Annotated in this window: 20 protein-coding genes; 2 read left to right on the top strand and 18 right to left on the bottom strand. The window is 69.0% G+C overall.

What is annotated here, in order from left to right; translation table 11 throughout:
• Positions 1-70 precede the first annotated feature (70 nt).
• The 10 genes from KCI33_RS08305 to KCI33_RS08260 all read right to left on the bottom strand — a co-directional run bounded on the left by KCI33_RS08305 (position 71) and on the right by KCI33_RS08260 (position 8039).
• A complete protein-coding gene (locus KCI33_RS08305; RefSeq protein ID WP_212524315.1) occupies positions 71-958 on the bottom strand; it encodes a FoF1 ATP synthase subunit gamma in 888 nt (295 codons plus the stop codon).
• The gene (locus KCI33_RS08300) at positions 945-2513 is read right to left on the bottom strand and encodes a F0F1 ATP synthase subunit alpha (protein ID WP_212524314.1); all 1569 of its coding nucleotides are present in this window, start codon (positions 2511-2513) and stop codon (positions 945-947) included. The genes KCI33_RS08305 and KCI33_RS08300 overlap by 14 nt, the downstream gene beginning before the upstream one ends.
• 3 nt (positions 2514-2516) lie before the next feature.
• A complete protein-coding gene (locus KCI33_RS08295) occupies positions 2517-3305 on the bottom strand; it encodes a F0F1 ATP synthase subunit delta (protein WP_212524313.1) in 789 nt (262 codons plus the stop codon).
• Between the two features lie 3 nt (positions 3306-3308).
• Complete coding sequence (locus tag KCI33_RS08290; protein WP_212524312.1) at positions 3309-3593, bottom strand: F0F1 ATP synthase subunit C; 285 nt, start codon at positions 3591-3593, stop codon at positions 3309-3311.
• The gene (locus tag KCI33_RS08285; protein ID WP_212524311.1) at positions 3586-4287 is read right to left on the bottom strand and encodes a F0F1 ATP synthase subunit A; all 702 of its coding nucleotides are present in this window, start codon (positions 4285-4287) and stop codon (positions 3586-3588) included. The genes KCI33_RS08290 and KCI33_RS08285 overlap by 8 nt, the downstream gene beginning before the upstream one ends.
• Complete coding sequence (locus KCI33_RS08280) at positions 4271-4582, bottom strand: ATP synthase subunit I (protein ID WP_212524310.1); 312 nt, start codon at positions 4580-4582, stop codon at positions 4271-4273. The genes KCI33_RS08285 and KCI33_RS08280 overlap by 17 nt, the downstream gene beginning before the upstream one ends.
• Complete coding sequence (locus KCI33_RS08275) at positions 4575-4868, bottom strand: AtpZ/AtpI family protein (protein ID WP_212524309.1); 294 nt, start codon at positions 4866-4868, stop codon at positions 4575-4577. Before KCI33_RS08275 ends, KCI33_RS08280 begins: the two co-directional genes overlap by 8 nt.
• Positions 4865-5254 (bottom strand): F0F1 ATP synthase subunit epsilon, encoded by a 390-nt coding sequence (locus KCI33_RS08270; protein WP_212524308.1) that lies wholly within the window; start codon positions 5252-5254, stop codon positions 4865-4867. Before KCI33_RS08270 ends, KCI33_RS08275 begins: the two co-directional genes overlap by 4 nt.
• On the bottom strand, positions 5251-6678 hold the full coding sequence (gene atpD, locus KCI33_RS08265; RefSeq protein ID WP_212524307.1) for a F0F1 ATP synthase subunit beta: 1428 nt from the start codon (positions 6676-6678) through the stop codon (positions 5251-5253). Before atpD ends, KCI33_RS08270 begins: the two co-directional genes overlap by 4 nt.
• 65 nt (positions 6679-6743) lie before the next feature.
• Positions 6744-8039 carry a hemolysin family protein gene (locus tag KCI33_RS08260; RefSeq protein ID WP_212524306.1) on the bottom strand — a complete coding sequence of 432 codons (1296 nt, stop codon included), beginning with the start codon at positions 8037-8039 and terminating at the stop codon, positions 6744-6746.
• 374 nt (positions 8040-8413) lie between these two features.
• Between KCI33_RS08260 and KCI33_RS08255 the strand changes: the two genes are divergently transcribed.
• A complete protein-coding gene (locus KCI33_RS08255; RefSeq protein ID WP_249138988.1) occupies positions 8414-8575 on the top strand; it encodes a hemin uptake protein HemP in 162 nt (53 codons plus the stop codon).
• Between the two features lie 54 nt (positions 8576-8629).
• Here the strand turns inward: KCI33_RS08255 and KCI33_RS08250 are convergent, their stop codons facing one another.
• From KCI33_RS08250 to ectA, 4 genes are read right to left on the bottom strand one after another with little or no spacing between them, the layout of a single operon-like run.
• Positions 8630-10066 carry an aspartate kinase gene (locus KCI33_RS08250; protein WP_212524304.1) on the bottom strand — a complete coding sequence of 479 codons (1437 nt, stop codon included), beginning with the start codon at positions 10064-10066 and terminating at the stop codon, positions 8630-8632.
• Positions 10067-10101: 35 nt separating this feature from the next.
• On the bottom strand, positions 10102-10488 hold the full coding sequence (locus tag KCI33_RS08245) for an ectoine synthase (protein WP_212524303.1): 387 nt from the start codon (positions 10486-10488) through the stop codon (positions 10102-10104).
• Between the two features lie 6 nt (positions 10489-10494).
• Positions 10495-11784 carry a diaminobutyrate--2-oxoglutarate transaminase gene (gene ectB / locus KCI33_RS08240; protein WP_212524302.1) on the bottom strand — a complete coding sequence of 430 codons (1290 nt, stop codon included), beginning with the start codon at positions 11782-11784 and terminating at the stop codon, positions 10495-10497.
• Positions 11785-11834: 50 nt separating this feature from the next.
• Positions 11835-12347 (bottom strand): diaminobutyrate acetyltransferase, encoded by a 513-nt coding sequence (ectA, locus tag KCI33_RS08235; RefSeq protein WP_212524301.1) that lies wholly within the window; start codon positions 12345-12347, stop codon positions 11835-11837.
• Between the two features lie 281 nt (positions 12348-12628).
• On the opposite strand from ectA, the gene KCI33_RS08230 reads away from it, so the two are divergent.
• Positions 12629-13105, top strand: coding sequence for a MarR family transcriptional regulator (locus tag KCI33_RS08230; RefSeq protein ID WP_212524300.1), 477 nt, complete (start codon positions 12629-12631; stop codon positions 13103-13105).
• A 4-nt stretch (positions 13106-13109) separates the two neighbouring features.
• On the opposite strand, the gene KCI33_RS08225 is transcribed toward KCI33_RS08230, so the two are convergent.
• From KCI33_RS08225 to KCI33_RS08210, 4 genes are all read right to left on the bottom strand, one after another.
• Positions 13110-14411, bottom strand: coding sequence for an FAD-binding oxidoreductase (locus KCI33_RS08225; protein ID WP_212524299.1), 1302 nt, complete (start codon positions 14409-14411; stop codon positions 13110-13112).
• Positions 14412-14420: 9 nt separating this feature from the next.
• Positions 14421-15818, bottom strand: a complete 1398-nt coding sequence (locus tag KCI33_RS08220; RefSeq protein WP_212524298.1) for an aspartate aminotransferase family protein — start codon at positions 15816-15818, stop codon at positions 14421-14423.
• Between the two features lie 24 nt (positions 15819-15842).
• Positions 15843-17231 carry a glutamine synthetase family protein gene (locus KCI33_RS08215; protein WP_212524297.1) on the bottom strand — a complete coding sequence of 463 codons (1389 nt, stop codon included), beginning with the start codon at positions 17229-17231 and terminating at the stop codon, positions 15843-15845.
• Positions 17232-17363: 132 nt separating this feature from the next.
• On the bottom strand, positions 17364-18017 hold the full coding sequence (locus KCI33_RS08210; protein WP_212524296.1) for a GntR family transcriptional regulator: 654 nt from the start codon (positions 18015-18017) through the stop codon (positions 17364-17366).
• Positions 18018-18099 lie beyond the last annotated feature (82 nt).

The following is an 18099-nucleotide window of genomic DNA, read 5'->3' as shown; positions in this document are numbered from 1 at the left end:
TTTTCTCCTCCGCTCGACCCTTTGGACCCAGCGAACACGTTTTGTGCCGCGACCGCAAGATTCGGCTGCGCTAGCGCCCCTCCAATGCGGCGGCGCCGGCGACGACATCCAGCATTTCGGTGGTGATCTGCTCCTGCCGGCGGTGGCGATAGGCGGCGTCCATCTCGGCGAGGTGGTCGCGGATGCCGCGCTCGGCCGACTGCATGGCCGTCAGGCGCGAGGCGTGCTCGCTGGTCTGGGCCTCGGCGAGGGCGCGGTAGATGCGCACGAAGACATGCTCGCGGATCAGCCGGGTCAGCATCACCTCGCGGCTCTCGCTGTAGGTAGGCAGGCGGCGCGAGGGCCAGGGGCGGCCCGCCTGGTGGCGGATATAAGCCGGCGAGACCGGCAGAAGCGCCATCGCCACCGGGCGCGCAGGGGCCTCTGCGGTCTGCACCGCATGGGCGATGCGGACCCGCGCGATGCCGCGATCGTGCCGCCAGGCATCGGCCAGCGCCAGCAGCGCGCCGGTGGTCTCGCGGATGCCCGCGACCGAGCCCGGCGTGCCGTAGATCACCCCCGGCGGGTAGCCGGCGCCCTCCAGCAGGTCGGCCGCGCGCATGCCGACCGCGGCCACCTGCGCGGGCGGCCCATGTTCGGCGATATCCGTCAGCGCCGCGCCCACCGCGACATCGTTGAACCGCCCGCACAGCCCGTGATCCGAGCCCAGCACGATCAGCCCCACCGGCCCCTGCGCCGCCGCGGCCTCGGACGCGCGCAGGGCGCGCGCGGCCACCTCCGGGTCGCGCAGCAGGATCTGCAGCCCCAGATCCACCGTCTCGTCATAGGCGCGCACGGCGTGGCTGGCGCGTTCGCAGCGCCGGATGGTCACCGCCGACAGCGTCTTCATCGTCCGCACGATGGATTGCAGGTCGCGGCTGGTGGCGATGCGCCGCTGCAGCGCCTCAAGCGTCTCCATCGCCGCCCTCCGGTGCCAGATGCGCCAGCGCCGCGCGGGCGGCCTGGATCAGCGCCTCGCGGTCGGCCTCGGTGAAGGGTTCGCCATCCTCGATCCGGCGGCAGGCCAGGCCCGCGCGCTGGCGGATGGCGGTGGCGATGGCCTGCTCGGCCTCGCGCATCCGCTCGGGCGGCCAGTCGTCCAGCATGCCGCGCGTCGCGGCCAGCAGCACGGCGATCTGCTCGGGCGGGGCGGGGCGTTCATCCTCGCGCTGACGCAGGGCCGCGCGCACCAGCCGGCCGCGGGCGAGCTTCAGCCGGGTGTCCTCGTCGAGCCGCGTGCCGAACCGCGAGAAGACCTCCAGCTCCTCGAACTGGGCGAAGGACAGGCGCAGGTCGCCCGCCACCGCGCGGTAGGCCGGAAGCTGCGCCTTGGCCCCGACCCGGCTGACCGACTTGCCGATGTCGATGGCGGGCAGCTGCCCCTTCTCGAACAGATCCGGCGAGAGATAGACCTGCCCGTCGGTGATCGAGATCAGGTTGGTCGGGATATAGGCCGAGATGTTCTGCGCCTGGGTCTCGATCACCGGCAGCGCGGTCAGCGAGCCGCCGCCCAGATCGGGGCGCAACCGGGTTGCGCGCTCCAGCAGGCGGGAATGGATGTAGAAAATGTCGCCGGGATAGGCCTCGCGCCCCGGCGGGCGGCGCAGCAGCAGCGACAGCTCGCGATAGGCGCGGGCGTGGCGGGTCAGGTCGTCATGCACGATCAGCACGTCCTCGCCGCGGGCCATGAACCATTCCGCGATCGCGGTCGCGGCATAGGGCGCGATGAATTGCAGGCCCGGCGCGTCCTCGCTGCCCGCCACCACGACCACGGTGCGCGCGAGCGCGCCCTCGCGGCGCAGCGTCTCGATCACCCGCGCCACGCCCGAGGCGCGCTGGCCCACGGCGCAATAGACGCACAGGCCGGGATGGGAGGCGGGACCAAGGCCGCCGGGCCGCCCGGCCTGATGGTTGAGGATGGCGCTGACCGCGATGGCGGTCTTGCCGGTCTGGCGGTCGCCGATGATCAGTTCTCGCTGACCGCGCCCGATGGGAATGGCGGCGTCGATCGCCTTGATCCCGGTCTGCAGCGGCACCTCAACCGGGGCGCGGTCGAGGATGGCGGGCGCCGGGCGTTCCACCGGCCAGCGGGCGGCGGCGCGCACCGGGCCGCGCCCGTCCAGCGGCTGGCCCAGCGCATCGACCACCCGGCCGAGCAGCGCGCGCCCCACCGGCACGTCGATCACCCGGCCCGTGCGCCGCGCCTCGGCGCCGACGTGCAGGGTCTCGGCCGGGCCGAACAGGATCAACCCGGCGCGTTCCTCGGTGATGTCGGTGGCCGCGCCCATCATCCCGCCGGGAAAGGCGATCAGCTCATCCGCGGTGAGTTCCGAGAACCCCTCGACCTCGGCGATGCCGGCGGCGACGCTGGTGACGGTGCCGATCTGTTCGGTCCTGAGCGCGGCGCCATGCGCCGCCAGCCCCGCGTCGAGCCCCGCGATGATCCGCCCCGCAAACCCGTCAAGCACGCCCATGACCTAGCCCGCCCCGTTCATCGCATCGAGCGCGCCTGAGCGCTCCAGCACCTCGGCCATCTCCTCCTCGAGATCGTCGAGATAGGCATCGACGCTCCATTGCAGGGTCTGGCCGCGCACCTTCAGTCGCAGGCCGCAGATCATCTCGGGATCGGTTTCGAACGTCACCGGCAGCCCGGCCGCGATCCGGTCGCGGACCGCCGCCGTCACCCTGTCGCGCAACGCCTCGGGCAGGTCGAAAGCGCTGGAGACCGTCGCCGCCCCGCCCGCGCCCCGCGCCGCGAGGCGCAGGTTTTCCAGCGCCTCCCCCTCCAGCGCGGCCAGACGCGCGAGGAAGATCCCGGCGATGGTCTGCTCCAGATCGGCACCGGCCAGGTCGCGCAGCACCCGGCGCGACAGCCGCGCCACATGGCCCGCCGCCTCGCGCTGCAGATCCGACAGGAAGGCCGCCTGCTCGCGGCTCAGCTGGTCCTCCCAGGCGGCGCGGCGGCCGGCCACCGCCTCGCGGGCCTCGGCCTCCAGCCGCTGGCGCAACTCATGCGCCTCGGCCTCGGCGGCGGCCAGCATCCGGGCGCGCTGCAGCTCCAGCTCCTGCCGGGCCAGGCGCAGGCGCTCAGCCTCCGCCTCGGCCTCGGCCTCGCGGCGCGCGGCCTCGTCGAACTGCGCGCGGATCGCCGCCGCGCGCTGCCCCATCGCCCGCGTCACCGGGCGGTAGAGCAGGCGCTGCAGCAGCCAGACCAGAACCAGGAAGTTCACGATCTGCGCGGCGACGGTGATCCAGTCGATCTGCATGACCTAGCCCCCGGCCGCCCCCGCGGCCAGTGCCGCGTCCCAGAACGGGTTGGCGAAGATCAGGATCATCGCCACCACGAAACAATAGATCGCGGTGGATTCGATCATCGCCAGGCTGACGAACAGGGTGCGGGTGATCACGTTGGCCTCGTCGGGCTGCTGCGCGATCGCGGCCAGCGCCTGCGAGGCGGTGCGCGCCTCGCCCAGCGCCGGGCCGATCGAGCCGATGGCGATGGTCAGCCCCGCGGTCACGATCGAGACCAGCCCGATCAGGGTTGCGTCAATCATGTCGGTTTCCTTTCTCTGCCCCCGCCCCCGCGCGGCCGCGCGTGGCCGAGGCGATGTAGACCATCGCGAGGATGGCGAAGATATAGGCTTGGATTACCCCGGTCAGCAGACCCAGCAACTGCATCAGGACGGGGAAGAAGAACGGCGCGATGGAAATCAGGATGCCCGCGATCACCGTGCCGCTCATCACGTTGCCATAGAGGCGGATGGCCAGCGCGATGGTGCGCGACATCTCTCCGATGACGTTGAAGGGCGCCATCAGCGGCGTCGGCTGGATATAGGAGCGCAGGTAGCCGCCCAGCCCGCGCCGCGCCAACCCGAACAGCGGCACCGCGATCAGCACGCACAGCGCCAGCGCCGTGGTGGTGGACAGCGATCCAGTTGGCGCCGCGTAGCCCGGCACCACGGCCAGGATGTTCGAGACCGCGATGAACACGAACAGCGTGCCCACGAAGGGCAGGTAGGGGCCGGGCTCCTGTCCGCTGACCTCGCGGATCTGGGCGCGCATGGTGTCGATCACCGCCTCCCACAGGTTCTGCCAGCGGGTCAGCTCGCCCGAGGACGACAGCCGCAGCCGCACCAGCAGCGCCGACAGCACCAGCAGCGCCATGACCCCCCAGGTGAAGACGATGGTGGCGCTGACCGGCACCGGGCCGATGTGGAAGACGATCCAGGCGTCAGGGCTGATGTCCATGGACCTCCCCCCGCCGTTTCACCCGGCGAACCAGGACGTGGCGCATCAGCGTGAAACCAAGCGCCGCGGCCAGCAGGTGACCCGCCCCGGCCCCGGCCATCAGCGCCAACGCGAGAGCGGCCAGCGCCAGCCCCATCCGCAGCGCGAAGGACAGCGCCAGTTTGGCCGGGCTGGCCTCGCCCGCCGCCAGCCGCCGCGTGCCGCGCCAGAGCATCCGAAGATAGAGCGCGCCAAAGGCCGCGCCCGCGATCAGCGCCAGCGCCAGCCCGGCGAAAAGGGTCAGATTGTCAGTCATCGCGGCTCTCCCTGTTGATCCACCACCAGGCATTCAGGCAGCCCAGCGCCACGCCGGCCAGCAGCAGCGCCAGCGTCCATGAAAACCTACCCGGCACCACCCGGTCCAGCCAGACCCCCAGCGCGATGCCCAGCAGCGTCGGCACCGCAACCGCCCAGCCCACCAGCCCGAACATGCCGAAGCCGAACCAGACACCGCGCCCGGTGCCACGCTTTTCGGCGGCCTCCTTGCGTTCGGCCTTGCGCGCGATGGCGTCGGCCTTGTCGGTGCGGTCGCTCTCGTTCATTCGCCCCGCTCCAGCTCCAGCATCCGGCGCACGACGCCCGCCTCCAGTCGCGCCAGCGCGCTGCGCGCGACCCGCTCGTGCTCGTCCACGGCCAGGAACTCGGCCCGCACGCGGCGGCGCAGCTCGTCCAGGTGGCGGCCCCGCACCGCGCGGCGCACGGCGACCGAGACCGTGCCGCCGCATTTTACCAGCAGCCCCTCGTCCACGCCGAAATAGCCGGTCTCGCCCGCCGCGTCGGTATAGACCAGCACGCCAGGCACCAGCGGCGCGGTCATGTCGATATGCCGCTCCAGCAGGCCGAAGGCGCCGTTGGTCGCCTCCGCCACCACCTTGGAGACCGGCCCGTCGAACAGGTGTTCGTCGGGCGTGAGCACAATCAGCCTCATGCCGCCGCCTCCGCCGCGCGGGCCTCAACCTCGGCGATGGTGCCTGCCATGTAGAATGCGCTTTCAGGCAGGTGCGACAGCGCCCCCGACAGGATGCGCGCGCAGCCCTCCAGCGTGTCCTCCAGCGGCACGAGGCGGCCGGGCAGGCCGGTGAACTGCTCGGTGGTGAAGAAGGGCTGGGTGAGGAACCGTTCCAGCCGGCGGGCGCGGGCAACAGTGGCGCGGTCGGCCTCGGACAGTTCCTCCAGCCCTAGCATGGCGATGATGTCGGACAGCGCCTCGTATTCCGCGAGTTCCCGCCGCACGGCGCGGGCCACGTCGTAATGGCGGTCGGAGACGGTGCCGGGCGTCAGCATCTTGGAGGCCGATTTCAGCGGGTCGATGGCGGGATAGAGCCCCTCGCTCGCTCGCTTGCGCGACAGCGCGACCGAGGCCGACAGATGCGAGAACACATGCGTCGCCGCGGGGTCGGTGAAATCGTCGGCCGGCACATAAACTGCCTGGATCGAGGTGATCGCGCCGGCGTCAGTGTTGCAGATCCGCTCCTCCAGCGCGCCCAGCTCCGAGCCCAGCGTCGGCTGGTAGCCCACCCGCGAGGGGATGTTGCCCAGAAGGCCGGACACCTCCGCCCCCGCCTGCACGAAGCGGAAGATATTGTCGATCAGCACCAGCACGTCGCGGTGCTGGGCGTCTCGGAAATGCTCGGCGATGGTCAGGGCGGTGTGCCCCACGCGGAACCGCGCGCCGGGGGATTCGTTCATCTGGCCAAAGACCAGCACCGCGCCGTCCAGCACGCCGCTGGCGCGCATCTCGCGATAGAGCTCCTCGGCTTCGCGGCAGCGTTCGCCGATGCCGCAGAACAGGCTGACCCCCTCGTATTCGGCGACCATGTTGTGGATGATCTCGGTGATCAGGACGGTCTTTCCCACGCCCGCGCCGCCGAACAGCCCTGCCTTGCCGCCCCTCTCGATCGGCGACAGCAGGTCGATCGCCTTGATCCCGGTCTGGAAGATCTCGCCGCCCGGGCGGCGCCGGGTCAGAGGCACCGGAGGGCGGTGGATGGGGGCGTATTGCACGTTCTCCAGCGGCCCCTTGCCGTCGAGCGGATGGCCGAACACGTCGATCATCCGGCCCAGCACACCCTCGCCCACCGGCGCCTGAAGCGGCCCGCCGGTGTCGGTCACGGCCATGCCCAGCGCGACGCGCTCGGCCGGGTTCAGCACCAGCCCGCGCACGGTGTGCCGGTCGATCAGGGTCGCCACCTCGATCACGCAGGCGCCGCGGGGGCCGGCCAGCAGGCGGGTGTTGATCGCCGGGGCAGGGCCTGAGAAACGCACCTCGACCACCGCGCCGCGGATCGCGGTGATGCGGCCGGTCGGCGCCTCTGCGGCCGGGGGCGCTGCTGCCGTTTCGGTCTCGGTCATGGGCTGCGCTTTCGATCTGCCGGCCCCATCATCGCGCCTGCCCGTCAAGCCCGCAAGGGGCGATCTCAGTCCGCATTTTCGCGCGGCGCGCGCAGAAACAGCTTGTCGATGCGCCGCCCGTCCATATCCAGCACCTCGAACCGCCAGCCGGCGATGGAGACCTCGTCGCCCTCGGCGGGCAGATGCCCCAGCCGGTCCATCACCAGGCCGGCGGCCGACTGGATGTCGGCGCTGACCTCGGGCGCGATCCCCAGCCGGGTGCGGAGCTCATCGACCGGCGTGCGCCCATCAACGAGATAGCCGCCCGAATGGGGGCGGATCAGCGGCTCGGCCGGTTCGCGGTCCTCGGCCAGCGCGCCGGCGATCGCCTCGAGGATGTCGGTGGGGGTCACGATGCCCTGCAGCCCGCCGTGCTCGTCGATCACCAGCGCGATATGGGTGGGCGTCTGCCGGAAGGCCGCCAGCGCGGCGACGATGCTGGCGGTGTCGGGCAGGATGGCGACGGGGCGGACAAGCGCGCTGAGCGCGGGGACAGGCCCGTCGATCAGGGCACGGGCCAGATCGCGCACCCGGATCGCGCCCTCGGCCCGGTCGATGCTGCCGCGCGCGGCGACCACGCGGGCATGGGGCGCGGTCGCGATCTGGCGCGCGGCCTCCTCCGCGGGCGCGTCGAGATCGGCCCAGACCACCTCGATCCGCGGGGTCATGATGGTCTGCACCGACCGGTCGGCGAGGCGGATCACGCGTTGCACCATCGCCTCTTCCTCGGGGTCGATGGAGTGCGCGCGGGTGGCCTCGGCCAGCAGGTGGCGCAGGTCCTCCTCGGTGGCACGGTCGCGGGTGCCCTCGGGGATGCGCATCAGGCGCAGGAGCGCCTCGCTGCTGCCGTTGAGCAGCCACGCCGCGGGCCGCAACAGCGCCGAGAGCAGCGCCAGCGGCGGCGCGACGAGCACGGCGATGGCCTCGGGATCGGACAGCGCGATGCGCTTGGGCACCAGCTCGCCCAGCACCACCGAGGCGAAGGTGATCGCGGCCACCACGCCCACGAAGGCCACGGTCTCGCCATGCGGGGCGATCCACGCGACGGCATCCAGCCGCGACCCGAAACGCGCCGCGATGGTTGCCCCGGAAAAGGCCGAGGCGAGGACCCCGACCAGCGTGATCCCGGTCTGCACCGACGACAGGAACCGCCCCGGCTGCTGCATCAGCCGCAGCGCCTGGACCGCCCCGCGCGAGCCCCGGCGCGCGCGCTCGGCCAGGCGGGTCTCGGTCGCGGCCACGATCGCCATCTCGGCCATGGCGAAGAACCCGTTGAGCAGGATCAGCGCGAGGACGATGGCGAGCAGCAGGGCGATCGGCATGGCGGCTCCGGCCTGAGAGGCGTGCAGGAGCGATGAAGGCCCGGCAGGGGCGCGAAGTCAAGGTCGCGCGCCCGGCGCAGCGCCGCGCGGGCGCACCGCCAGGGAACGGATTGACAAATCCGATTAAATCACTCAGCCTTTGCTCATTCCAGCCACCCTGCGCCGCCGCAGGGAAGCCCGAAACAGAAAATCGAGGCTTTCACGATGCGGATACGGGACAACGAGCGGAGCGGCGAAACATCCACTGACGCGGACCGCAGGTCGGACCGGACAGACCTGTTGCACGAACTGGGGCTGGGTCCGCTGCCACCGGCGCTTGATCTCGAATGGTTTCTCGACCGTTTCGAGGAAAAAGGGAGAACGTGACGATGACGATGCATATCACCGCTCCGCTCGCGGCGGGCGACGCGGAGCCTTTCCCGCATTACGATGCCCGGGATCTGACGCGGGGACAGGGACAGGCCCGCATCGTGCTGGACGACAAGATCTATACGCTACGCATCACGCGGGCGGGCAAGCTGATCCTCACCAAATAGGGGCCGCGCCGCCGCCCCCGCGCCCCATCCGTCATGGGGCGGGGGCGGCCGCGGTCAGGCCGCGCGCTTCTGCGGCGCGCTTTCGGCCGCCGGCAGCAGTTCGTTGTGCAGCGCGTGGATCGCGGGTTTCAGCTGATCGCGCTCGACCATGAACTGGACGTCCACATTGCGCGAGGTCTGTTGCGCCGCGATCACCTCGATCCCGCTGTCGGCCAGCGCCACAAGCCCGCGGGTGAGCACCGACAGCCCCGACAGGTCGCGCCCGATCGCCGAGGCGATGGAGAGCGCCCGCACGGTCAGCGTGGCCGAGGGGAACTGGCGCTCCAGCTCGCGCGCCACGCGGCGCACGGCCTTGAGCGAGGCCTCTACATAATGGGTGATGGTGTTGGCGTTCGAGGTCTTGGACACGATCCGCAGGTCGTGGCGGCGCAGCGCCTCGAGGAAGGCCGCGTCGTAGCCCTTCACGCCCACCATGTCCTGCTCGAACAGCTCCAGCGCCATCACGTCGAGGCCCGTCACGATCTCCACCGCCGGCGCATCGGCCGGCTTGTCGTCGATCAGCGTGCCCGGATCGCCCGGGTCGAAGGCATTGGTCACCCGCAGCGGCACGTCGGCCTGGCGCAGGGTCTTGGCCGCCTTGGGGTGGATCGCCTCCATCCCCATGTTCGACAGCTGGTCGGCCACGTCGTAATTGGTGTGGCCCAGCTTGCGCACGGCGCCCTCGCCGACCAGCTTCGGATCGGCCGAGGAGAGGTGGAATTCCTTGTGGATGATCGCCTCGCGGGCGCCGGTCAGCGCCGCCAGCCGCGAGAAGGTCACCTCGGAATAGCCGCGGTCGAACTCGCGCATCAGCCCCTCGCTGCATTGCGCGTAACCGGTGACAATTGGCAGCTCGGCGCTCAGATCCACGCCCTCGAAGGCCGTGCGGATGCGCGCGTCGAGGTCGTATTCCCCCTCGTCGCGCCAGCCGCTCAGGTCGATGAAACGCGCGTTCACCCCCGCGCGCTGCAGCAGGGCTGCGGTGACGAAGGCCGAATGCGCCTCGCCCAGGCCCGACAGCAGCTCGCGGATCACCAGCATGTGGTCGGACAGGCGGAAATGGCCGTAGGAGCACAGGCGCTGAAGGTCGAACAGGCAGCTGCGCGCGCCTTCGATCCGCTCGCGGACGAACTCGCCCGCCGCCGACAGGTCGGCCGGGTGGTCGAGCACCTTTTCATGCGCCGCGACCATGGCCTCGGCCACCCGGGTCAGCGCATCGAGCCAGCCGTGGTCGTTGTCGGCGTTGGCGAACAACGCATAGACGCCCGGCGCGCCGGTCTTCTTGTGCTCCAGCAGCAGGTTTGTGATGCCGCCGAAGGCCGACACCACGAAGATTCGGTGGTAGAGGTCGGCCCCCTCGCGCGAGCCGATGAAGAGCGTGTCCCTGAGGTCGCGGACACGGCTCATGGATGTGCCGCCGATCTTCTCGACGGAATGTTCGGGGAAGGTCATGTGATCTGCCCGGCACGGCGGCCGGACCCTTTTCTTCAACTGTCGACGAGGGCGTAGGAGCCGTCGGCCTGGTGCACCTCTTTGCCGGTGACGGGCGGGTTGAACACGCAGGCCATCACCAGCTCCTCCTCGGCGCGCAGGATGTGGCGGTCATGCTCGTTCAGCGCATACATGACGCCGGGCTTGATCTGGTGGGTCTTGCCGGTCTTCAGATCGGTGATCGAGCCCTTGCCCTGCATGCAGAAGACGCTCTCGAAATGGTTCTTGTATTCGAACTCGTGTTCGGAGCCGGCCTCAAGATAAGTGATGTGGAAGCTGAACCCCATCCCATCATCGGCCAGCAGCATCCGGACCGAGGTCCACTGTGCATCCGAAACGGCGCGGTCGGTGTTTTTCAGTTCGTTGAGGTCACGCACGATCATCTGGTCTTACTCCGCTGCGATCTTGGCCTGGGTCGTCACGTCGCGGGCCACATCCAGCAGGATGTTGAGCCCCTTGCGGAAGGTCTCGTCCGGCGTGGTCAGCGGGGCAAGCACCTTGACCACCTGATCCTCGGGGCCCGAGGTCTCGATGATCAGGCCCTTTTCGAAGGCGCGCGCGCAGATCTCCGCCGCCAGCTCGCCCGAGCCGACATCGACGCCCTGCATCAGGCCACGGCCCTTGAGAACGGCGCCGGGGACCATCTGCGCCAGTTCGCCCAGCGCGGTGGTCAGGACCAGCGCCTTGGCGGCGAGGCGATCCTGGAAGGCGCGGTCGGACCAGAACTTCTCGATCGCCACGCGGGCGGTAACGAAGGCATGGGTATTGCCGCGGAAGGTGCCGTTATGCTCGGCCGGGCCGAACACGTCATGCTCGGGGCGCACCAGCATCAAGGCCATCGGCAGGCCGAAGCCGGAAACCGATTTTGCCATGGTCACGATATCCGGCGTCACGCCCATCTCCTCGAAGGAAAAGAAGCTGCCGGTGCGGCCGCAGCCGGCCTGGATGTCGTCGATGATCAGCAGCGCACCGTGGTCGCGGGCGAGCTTGGCCACGCGGCGGACCCATTCGGGGCGCGCGGCGTTCAGCCCGCCCTCGCCCTGCACGGTCTCGAACATGATCGCCGCCGGGGCGTCCATGCCGCTGGAGCGGTCGCCCAGCATCTTCTCCAGCAGGTCGGCGGTATCGACGCCGTCGCCCATGTAGCCGTCAAAGGGCATCCGGGTGACGCCGTTCAGCGTCATCCCCGCGCCGCCGCGGTGATAGCTGTTGCCGGTCGCGGCCAGCGCGCCCAGGGTCACGCCGTGAAAGCCGTTGGTGAAGGCCACGATGTTGGTCCGCCCCGTCACCTTGCGCGCGAGTTTCATCGCGGCCTCGACGGCGTTGGCGCCGGTGGGGCCGGTGAACATCACCTTGTGGGCCATGCCACGCGGCTTGAGGATATGGGTCTCGAACGCCTCAAGGAAAGCGGCCTTGGTCTCGGTATGCAGGTCGAGGCCATGGGCGATGCCATCGCTGCCGATATGGTCGATCAGAGCGGATTTCATGTCCGGGTCGTTATGGCCGTAGTTCAGCGAGGAACAGCCGGCGAGGAAATCGATATAGCGGCGCCCCCTGGCATCGGTCATTTCCGAGCCCTGGGCAGAGGTGAACACCGTGTCAAATCCACGGCAATAGCTGCGCGCCTCGGATTCGCGGCGCTTGAAAATGGTAGTTTCGGCTGACGTGTCAGTCGACATGGAGACTCCTTTGGGGAGAGGGATTGAAAGAATGGGCGGGCGCGGCAGGCTCATGCCGCCTTACGCATCCGCTCGGCCATCGTGATGGTGACCATGTGCTCGGTCGCGTGCTGGCCGTCGAAATGGGTGTCGCGGGTGAAATGCGCCTCCGACTCCAGCGCGCCGCCCATGCGCTCGGCGAATCGCCGGAACAGCGCCCACGAGGCATCGTTGTCGGCGGTGATGGTGGTCTGCAGCCGGCGCACGCCCTCGGACGCGTCGCGCCCCAGCAGCTCCCGCAGCATCCGCGAACCCAGCCCGGTGCCGCGCGCCTCCTCGGCGACGGCGACCTGCCAGACGAACAGCGTCTCGGGATCATGGGGCAGGACATGGCCCGACACCCAGCCCGCGATCGCGCCGTCCACCTCCGCCACCACGCAGGTGTCGCGGAAATGGTCGCACTGGATCAGGTTGCAATACATAGAGTTCTCGTCCAGCGGCTTGCAGCGCCGGATCAACGACCAGATCGCCGCGCCGTCCTCGGCCCGCGGTTTGCGCAGGCTGGCTCGGGCGGGTCGGGACATATCCGTAATTTGACGCAATGGATCAAACCTCTCTTTTTCATTTGATTGTCTAAATATATGATCCGGATTTAAATTTCAACTGTCTAAGCATTATTTCCCTGCAAATAGGCATTTTTGCGCTATAGACGCGCATATTTTTGAAGTTTTGCTAATGATTTTCGCTTTGAAATGCAAATTCCACGCCACCACCGCATGATACCGCCGCATGATATTGAACGCGGCGCAAAGCTCTGCGAAGGTCTCAGCATCGCCTACCGAGACGTCCCCACATGGAGCGCCAGATGGACCGCACGGACACCAGCCTCATCGCCCTGCGCCGCATCCTGCGCGCGACCGAGCTGTACGGCCGCGACCTCGCCAAGGCCGCGGGGCTGACGGCCGCGCAGTTCCGCGTGCTTCAGGTGGTGGCCGAAAGCGGCTTCTGCACCGCCAAGGACATCTCGCGCCGGATGAGCGTGTCGCAGGCCACGGTGACCTCGCTGGTGGACAAGCTGGTGGCGCAGCGCATGGTCACGCGGCAGCGCAGCGAGACCGACCGCCGCCAGACCCATATCGTGGTCACCGACCTGGGCCGGGAGACCATCGAAAAGGCGCCGGATGCGTTGCAGCAGCGCTACGTCCGCAAGTTCGAGGCGCTGGATGACTGGGAACAGGCGATGCTGATCTCGGCGCTGGAGCGGGTGGCCGCGATGCTGGACGCCGAGGATATCGATGCCGCGCCGGTCCTGCACATGGGCGAGATCGGCAAGGCGACCTGAACCCTCACAGCCGGTCGCGCAGCGAAAACCAGACCATCGCCAGCACCAGCAGCGGCGCGCGCAGCGCCGCGCCGCCAGGGAAGCGCGGACTGGGCACCCGCGCCATCAGGTCGAAGCGTTCGGCCTGCCCGGCGACGGCCTCGGACGCAATCCGCCCCGCCAGCGTCGCCATCGCCAGCCCGTGGCCGGAATAGCCCGACAGGCTGAGGATGTTGCCGGCGAGCCGCGCGAAATGCGGCATCCGGTTCATGGTGATCGCCAGCGTGCCGCCCCAGGCGTAGTCGATGCGCGTCTCGCGGAGCTGCGGGAATATCTCCAGCATCGGCTTGCGCACCTTGGCCGCGATGTCGCGCGGAAAGCGGTAGCCGTAGGATTCCGAGCCGCCAAACAGCAGCCGGCGATCCTCGGAAAAGCGGAAGTAATTCACCACGAACTTGCTGTCGGCGACGGCGTGGTGGTTGCGGATCAGGCTTTCCTGCCGGTCCGCGTCCATCGGCTCGGTGGCGAGGATGAAATTGTTGATGGGCATGACGCGGGCGGCCACCCGCGGCTCCAGCCCGCCGAGATAGCCGTTGCAGGCCAGCACGACATGCCCGGCGCGGATCTGCGCCCGATCGGTGGTCACGACGGCCGGGCTGCCCTCGGCGAGCTGCGTGACCTTGGAGTCCTCGAAAATCCGCACACCCGCCGCCTGCGCCAGCCGCGCCAGCCCCAGCGCGAAGCGCAGCGGGTCGAGATGCCCGCCGCCCATGTCGATCGCGCCGCCGTAATAGGCGGGCGAGCCGACGAGGTGGCGCATCTCCTCCTGCTCCAGCCCGCGGATCAGGCCATAGCCGTAGTCGTCCTGCAATTTCTTGGCGTAGTCGAGCGAATGCCGGACGTAGCGGCGGCGGTGGTCGGCATGGATGATGCCGTCGTGAAAGGGACAATCGACCAGCGGATCGCGCGCCAGTTCCCGCACCAGCGCCACCGCGTCGCGGCCCATGTCCCACAGGGCGCGGGCATCCTCGCGTCCCAGCATCCGCTCCAACGCGTCCTGTCCGACGCGCTGCCCCGTGCCCGCCTGCCCGCCGTTGCGCCCCGAGGCGCCGAAGCCCACGCGCTGCGCCTCCAGAAGCACCACGTCATAGCCGCGCCGCGCCAGATGCAGCGCGGCGGAAAGCCCGGTGAAGCCCCCGCCGACCACGCAGACATCCGCCGTCAGCGCGCCCCGCGCGGAGGCGCAGGGCGGCAGCGGCTCGGCCACGGCGGCATAGTAGGACGGCGGGTATTCGCCGGAGCGGTCATTGGCGGTCAGCAGGTCCATGCAGCCCCCTCAGGCGGGGACCAGAAGGCCCTCGGCCCGGGCCTTGTCGTGGGTCTGGTCCAGCGACCGGATCGCACGTTCGATCAGCGTGTCGATATCCGACGGCTGGAGCACCAGCGGCGGCGCGATGATCATCCGGTCGCCGACATGGCGCATGACCAGGTTGTTGCCGAAGCAATGGTCGCGGCAGATCAGGCCTATCTGGCCGGGGCCGTTCTTGAACGCGGCGCGGCTGGCCTTGTCCGGGGTCAGCGCGATCGAACCCATCATGCCGCAGATCTTCGCCTCGCCCACCAGCGGGTGATCGGCCAGCGCCTCCCATTTCGCCTTGAGGTAGGGGGCGGCCACGTCGCGGGCATGTTCGACGATCTTCTCCTCTTCGAGGATACGCAGGTTCTCCAGCGCCACCGCCGCCGAGACCGGGTGCCCCGAATAGGTGTAGCCGTGGTTGAACTCGCCGGCCTCGGCCACGACTGTGGCCACCTCGTCGCAGACGACCGAGCCGCCGATCGGCGCGTAGCCGGAGCTGAGACCCTTGGCGATGGTCATGATATCCGGGCGGATGTCGAAGGTCTGCGAGCCGAACCAGTTGCCGGTGCGGCCGAAACCGCAGATCACCTCGTCGGCGATCAGCAGGATCTCATGCGCGTCGCAGATGCGCTGGATCTCGGGCCAGTAGGTCTCGGGCGGGATGATCACGCCGCCCGCGCCCTGGATCGGCTCGGCTATGAAGGCGGCGACGCGGTCCTCGCCCAGCTCGGCGATCTTCTGCTCCAGCTGGCGGGCGCGGGCCAGGCCGAATTCCTCGGGCGTCATGTCGCCGCCCTCGGCATACCAGTGCGGCTGGTCGATATGCACGATATCGGGGATCGGCAGACCGCCCTGCGCGTGCATGCCCGACATGCCCCCCAGCGAGGCCCCGGCCATGGTCGAGCCGTGATAGGCGTTCTTTCGGCTGATGATGACCTTTTTCTCGGGCTTGCCCTTGGCCGCCCAGTAATGGCGCACCAGGCGCACGTTGGTGTCGTTGGCGTCCGAGCCGCCCGAGGCGAAGAAGACATGGTTCAGATCGCCCGGCGCCAGTTCGGCCAGCTTCGCGGCGAGCGCGATGGCGGGCACATGGGTGGTCTGGAAGAAGGTGTTGTAATAGGGCAGCTGGCGCATCTGGCGGGCGGCGGCCTCGGCCAGATCGTCACGGCCATAGCCGATATTCACGCACCACAACCCCGCCATGGCGTCGAGGATCTGGTTGCCCTCGCTGTCGGTCAGGGTGACGCCGCTGGCCGCGGTGATCACCCGCGCGCCCTTGGCCGCAAGCGCCGCCCCGGCGGTGAAGGGATGCATGTGATGCGCGGCGTCCAGCGCCTGAAGCTCGGCTGTGGGCAGGTGGTTGGTGATGTCTTTCATCTCTTCGGTCCTCGATAGATCGGTTCAGGCGTTCAGCAGCAGATGCTGACGCTCCCAGGGCGAGATCTCGCGCTGGTATTCCTCGTATTCGGCGCGTTTGATGTCGCCGTAGAGCTGGCAGAACTCCTCGCCCAGAACGGCGCGCAGCTCAGCGCCCTCCTCGAACAGGTCCAGGGCGTCGCCCAGGACCACGGGCAGGCTGACCTCGCTTTCCCAGACCTCGTGCTGGGCGGGCGGGCGCGGCGCGGTGCGGTTCACCATGCCCAGATAGCCGCAGGCCAGACTGGCGGCGATCGCCAGATAGGGGTTGCAGTCGATCCCGATCACGCGGTTCTCCACCCGCCGCGCCTGCGCGTCCGAGGTCGGGATCCGCAGGCCGGTGGTGCGGTTGTCGCTGGCCCATTCCAGGTTCGACGGCGCGCTCATGCCCTCGGCGGTGAAGCGGCGATAGGAATTGACGTAGGGCGCCAGCAGCGGCACCGCCGACAGCAGGTAATCCTGCGACCCTCCGATGAAATGGCGGAAGGCGTCGGTCTCGCCGCCATCCGCGGCGGAGAAGATGTTCCGCCCGGACGCAAGGTCGATCACGCTTTGGTGGATATGCATGGCGCTGCCGGGCTCGTCGCGCATCGGCTTGGCCATGAAGGTGGCGAAGACGCCGTTCTTCAGCGCCGCCTCGCGGATCGTTCGCTTGAAATAGAACACCTGGTCGGCCAGCGACAGCGGGTCGCCGTGGCGCAGGTTGATCTCGATCTGGCCGGCGCCGCCCTCCTGGATCACGGTGTCGATCTGCAGACCCTGGGCCTCGGCGAAATCGTAGATCGTGTCGATCACCTCGCCATATTCATCGACCGCCACCATCGAATAGGCCTGTCGGCTGGCGCCCTTGCGCCCGGTGCGGCCGAGCGGCGGCTCGATCGGTTCGTTGGGGTCGATATTGGGCTTGGTGAGGTAGAACTCCAGCTCGGGCGCGACCACCGGCTGCCAGCCGCGTTCGGCATAGAGGCCGAGGACGCGCTTGAGCACGTTGCGCGGCGCGATCGGCAGCGGCGCGCCCTCGCGGGTCTCCAGGTCGCAGATCACCTGCAGCGTCGCATCCTCGGCCCAGGGCACGGCCGTGGCGGTGGCCATGTCGGGGCGCAGCACCACGTCGCGCTCCAGCCACTGACCCTCGATCTCCATGTCCACATATTCGCCCGAGATGGTCTGGTAGAACAGCGAGATCGGCAGGAAGAAGGTCTCCTCCGGGGTGAATTTGTAGGACGGCATCGCCTTGCCCCGCGACATGCCCGCGATGTCGGGGATGATGCACTCCACCTCTTCCAGGCGACGGGTGCCGAGATAGTCGAGAAAGGCCGGCGGCAGCGCGTCGATCCATGCGCCGCGGGCTTTGGATGTCTGCGCGTGATCCATCTGCCGGGTCCCCGTTCGAAAGCCGATTTCCGCGCCGGATCGGCGAATCGGGCTGCGCCCGCACCCGCCCCGGCCGCGGCTCGACTTCACAATGCGCCCAGATTTCAGGCGCTGTCAATAAATTTGATCAAACTAGGAGCGCGCGAGGGTCGCACGCACCTGATCGAGACCCTGGCGGATGTCCTCGGAGATGGCCTGAGCGGCGCCGGCGGCATCGCCCGCGGCCAACGCGGCCATGGCCTCGTCATGCTTGTCGGGCAGGTTCGAGGTGCCGTAGCGCCCACAGACGATTCGCAGCGACGGCCCGGCCTGGAGCCACAGCGAAAGCGCGATCTTCTGAAGGATGCTCGCCCGCGCCTCGGCATAGAGGCGGAAATGGAACCTGTAGTTCTGCTCGAGATATTGCTCGACGCTGCCCACCTCGATGGCGGCATCGACCTGGGCATCGAGGGCGCGCAGGTCGGAAACCAGGCCGGGGCCCTGTTTTTGAGCGGCGATTTCGGCCAGACGGGGCTCGATCGACAGCCGCGCGAATTCGATCTGGTCCAGTTTTTCCAAGGTCATCACGGGCACGATGACGCGGCGGTTGCCCTGCGCCTCCAGCGCGCCCTCGGCCGTCAGGCGCCGGATCGCCTCGCGCACCGGGGTCATGCCCGCGCCCAGTTTCTCGGTCAGCCCCAGGATGGTCACGCCCTGCCCCGGCGCAACCTCGCCGAACAGGATCATGTCCCGGATGCGCTGATAGATCGCTTCGTGTTCGGGTCTCTTGGCGTCGGTCGCGGTCACGGCTCTGGCTTCCCTGGCTTCCGTCTGTTCACGGAGGTTGGACTGTAAGGCGCGGGCTTGCCTTTGTCAGCAATTTGCGCGT

This window comes from Actibacterium sp. MT2.3-13A (assembly GCF_018139985.1).
In the GTDB taxonomy this organism is placed as follows: domain Bacteria; phylum Pseudomonadota; class Alphaproteobacteria; order Rhodobacterales; family Rhodobacteraceae; genus JAGSOU01.
Note: the sequence above shows the minus strand (reverse complement) of the source record. Positions and strands in the feature narration are given on the sequence as shown.

Coding starts and splice junctions, on each gene's coding strand:
- atpD (WP_212524307.1), bottom strand. CDS start 6,678: ATGACCGAGACCGAAACGGCAGCAGCGCCCCCGGCCGCAGAGGCGCCG.
- KCI33_RS08255 (WP_249138988.1), top strand. CDS start 8,414: ATGCATATCACCGCTCCGCTCGCGGCGGGCGACGCGGAGCCTTTCCCG.
- ectB (WP_212524302.1), bottom strand. CDS start 11,784: ATGTCGACTGACACGTCAGCCGAAACTACCATTTTCAAGCGCCGCGAA.
- KCI33_RS08225 (WP_212524299.1), bottom strand. CDS start 14,411: ATGGACCTGCTGACCGCCAATGACCGCTCCGGCGAATACCCGCCGTCC.
- KCI33_RS08305 (WP_212524315.1), bottom strand. CDS start 958: ATGGAGACGCTTGAGGCGCTGCAGCGGCGCATCGCCACCAGCCGCGAC.
- KCI33_RS08245 (WP_212524303.1), bottom strand. CDS start 10,488: ATGATCGTGCGTGACCTCAACGAACTGAAAAACACCGACCGCGCCGTT.
- KCI33_RS08230 (WP_212524300.1), top strand. CDS start 12,629: ATGGACCGCACGGACACCAGCCTCATCGCCCTGCGCCGCATCCTGCGC.
- KCI33_RS08275 (WP_212524309.1), bottom strand. CDS start 4,868: ATGAACGAGAGCGACCGCACCGACAAGGCCGACGCCATCGCGCGCAAG.
- KCI33_RS08220 (WP_212524298.1), bottom strand. CDS start 15,818: ATGAAAGACATCACCAACCACCTGCCCACAGCCGAGCTTCAGGCGCTG.
- KCI33_RS08290 (WP_212524312.1), bottom strand. CDS start 3,593: ATGATTGACGCAACCCTGATCGGGCTGGTCTCGATCGTGACCGCGGGG.
- KCI33_RS08260 (WP_212524306.1), bottom strand. CDS start 8,039: ATGCCGATCGCCCTGCTGCTCGCCATCGTCCTCGCGCTGATCCTGCTC.
- KCI33_RS08270 (WP_212524308.1), bottom strand. CDS start 5,254: ATGAGGCTGATTGTGCTCACGCCCGACGAACACCTGTTCGACGGGCCG.
- ectA (WP_212524301.1), bottom strand. CDS start 12,347: ATGTCCCGACCCGCCCGAGCCAGCCTGCGCAAACCGCGGGCCGAGGAC.
- KCI33_RS08280 (WP_212524310.1), bottom strand. CDS start 4,582: ATGACTGACAATCTGACCCTTTTCGCCGGGCTGGCGCTGGCGCTGATC.
- KCI33_RS08285 (WP_212524311.1), bottom strand. CDS start 4,287: ATGGACATCAGCCCTGACGCCTGGATCGTCTTCCACATCGGCCCGGTG.
- KCI33_RS08250 (WP_212524304.1), bottom strand. CDS start 10,066: ATGACCTTCCCCGAACATTCCGTCGAGAAGATCGGCGGCACATCCATG.
- KCI33_RS08300 (WP_212524314.1), bottom strand. CDS start 2,513: ATGGGCGTGCTTGACGGGTTTGCGGGGCGGATCATCGCGGGGCTCGAC.
- KCI33_RS08215 (WP_212524297.1), bottom strand. CDS start 17,231: ATGGATCACGCGCAGACATCCAAAGCCCGCGGCGCATGGATCGACGCG.
- KCI33_RS08295 (WP_212524313.1), bottom strand. CDS start 3,305: ATGCAGATCGACTGGATCACCGTCGCCGCGCAGATCGTGAACTTCCTG.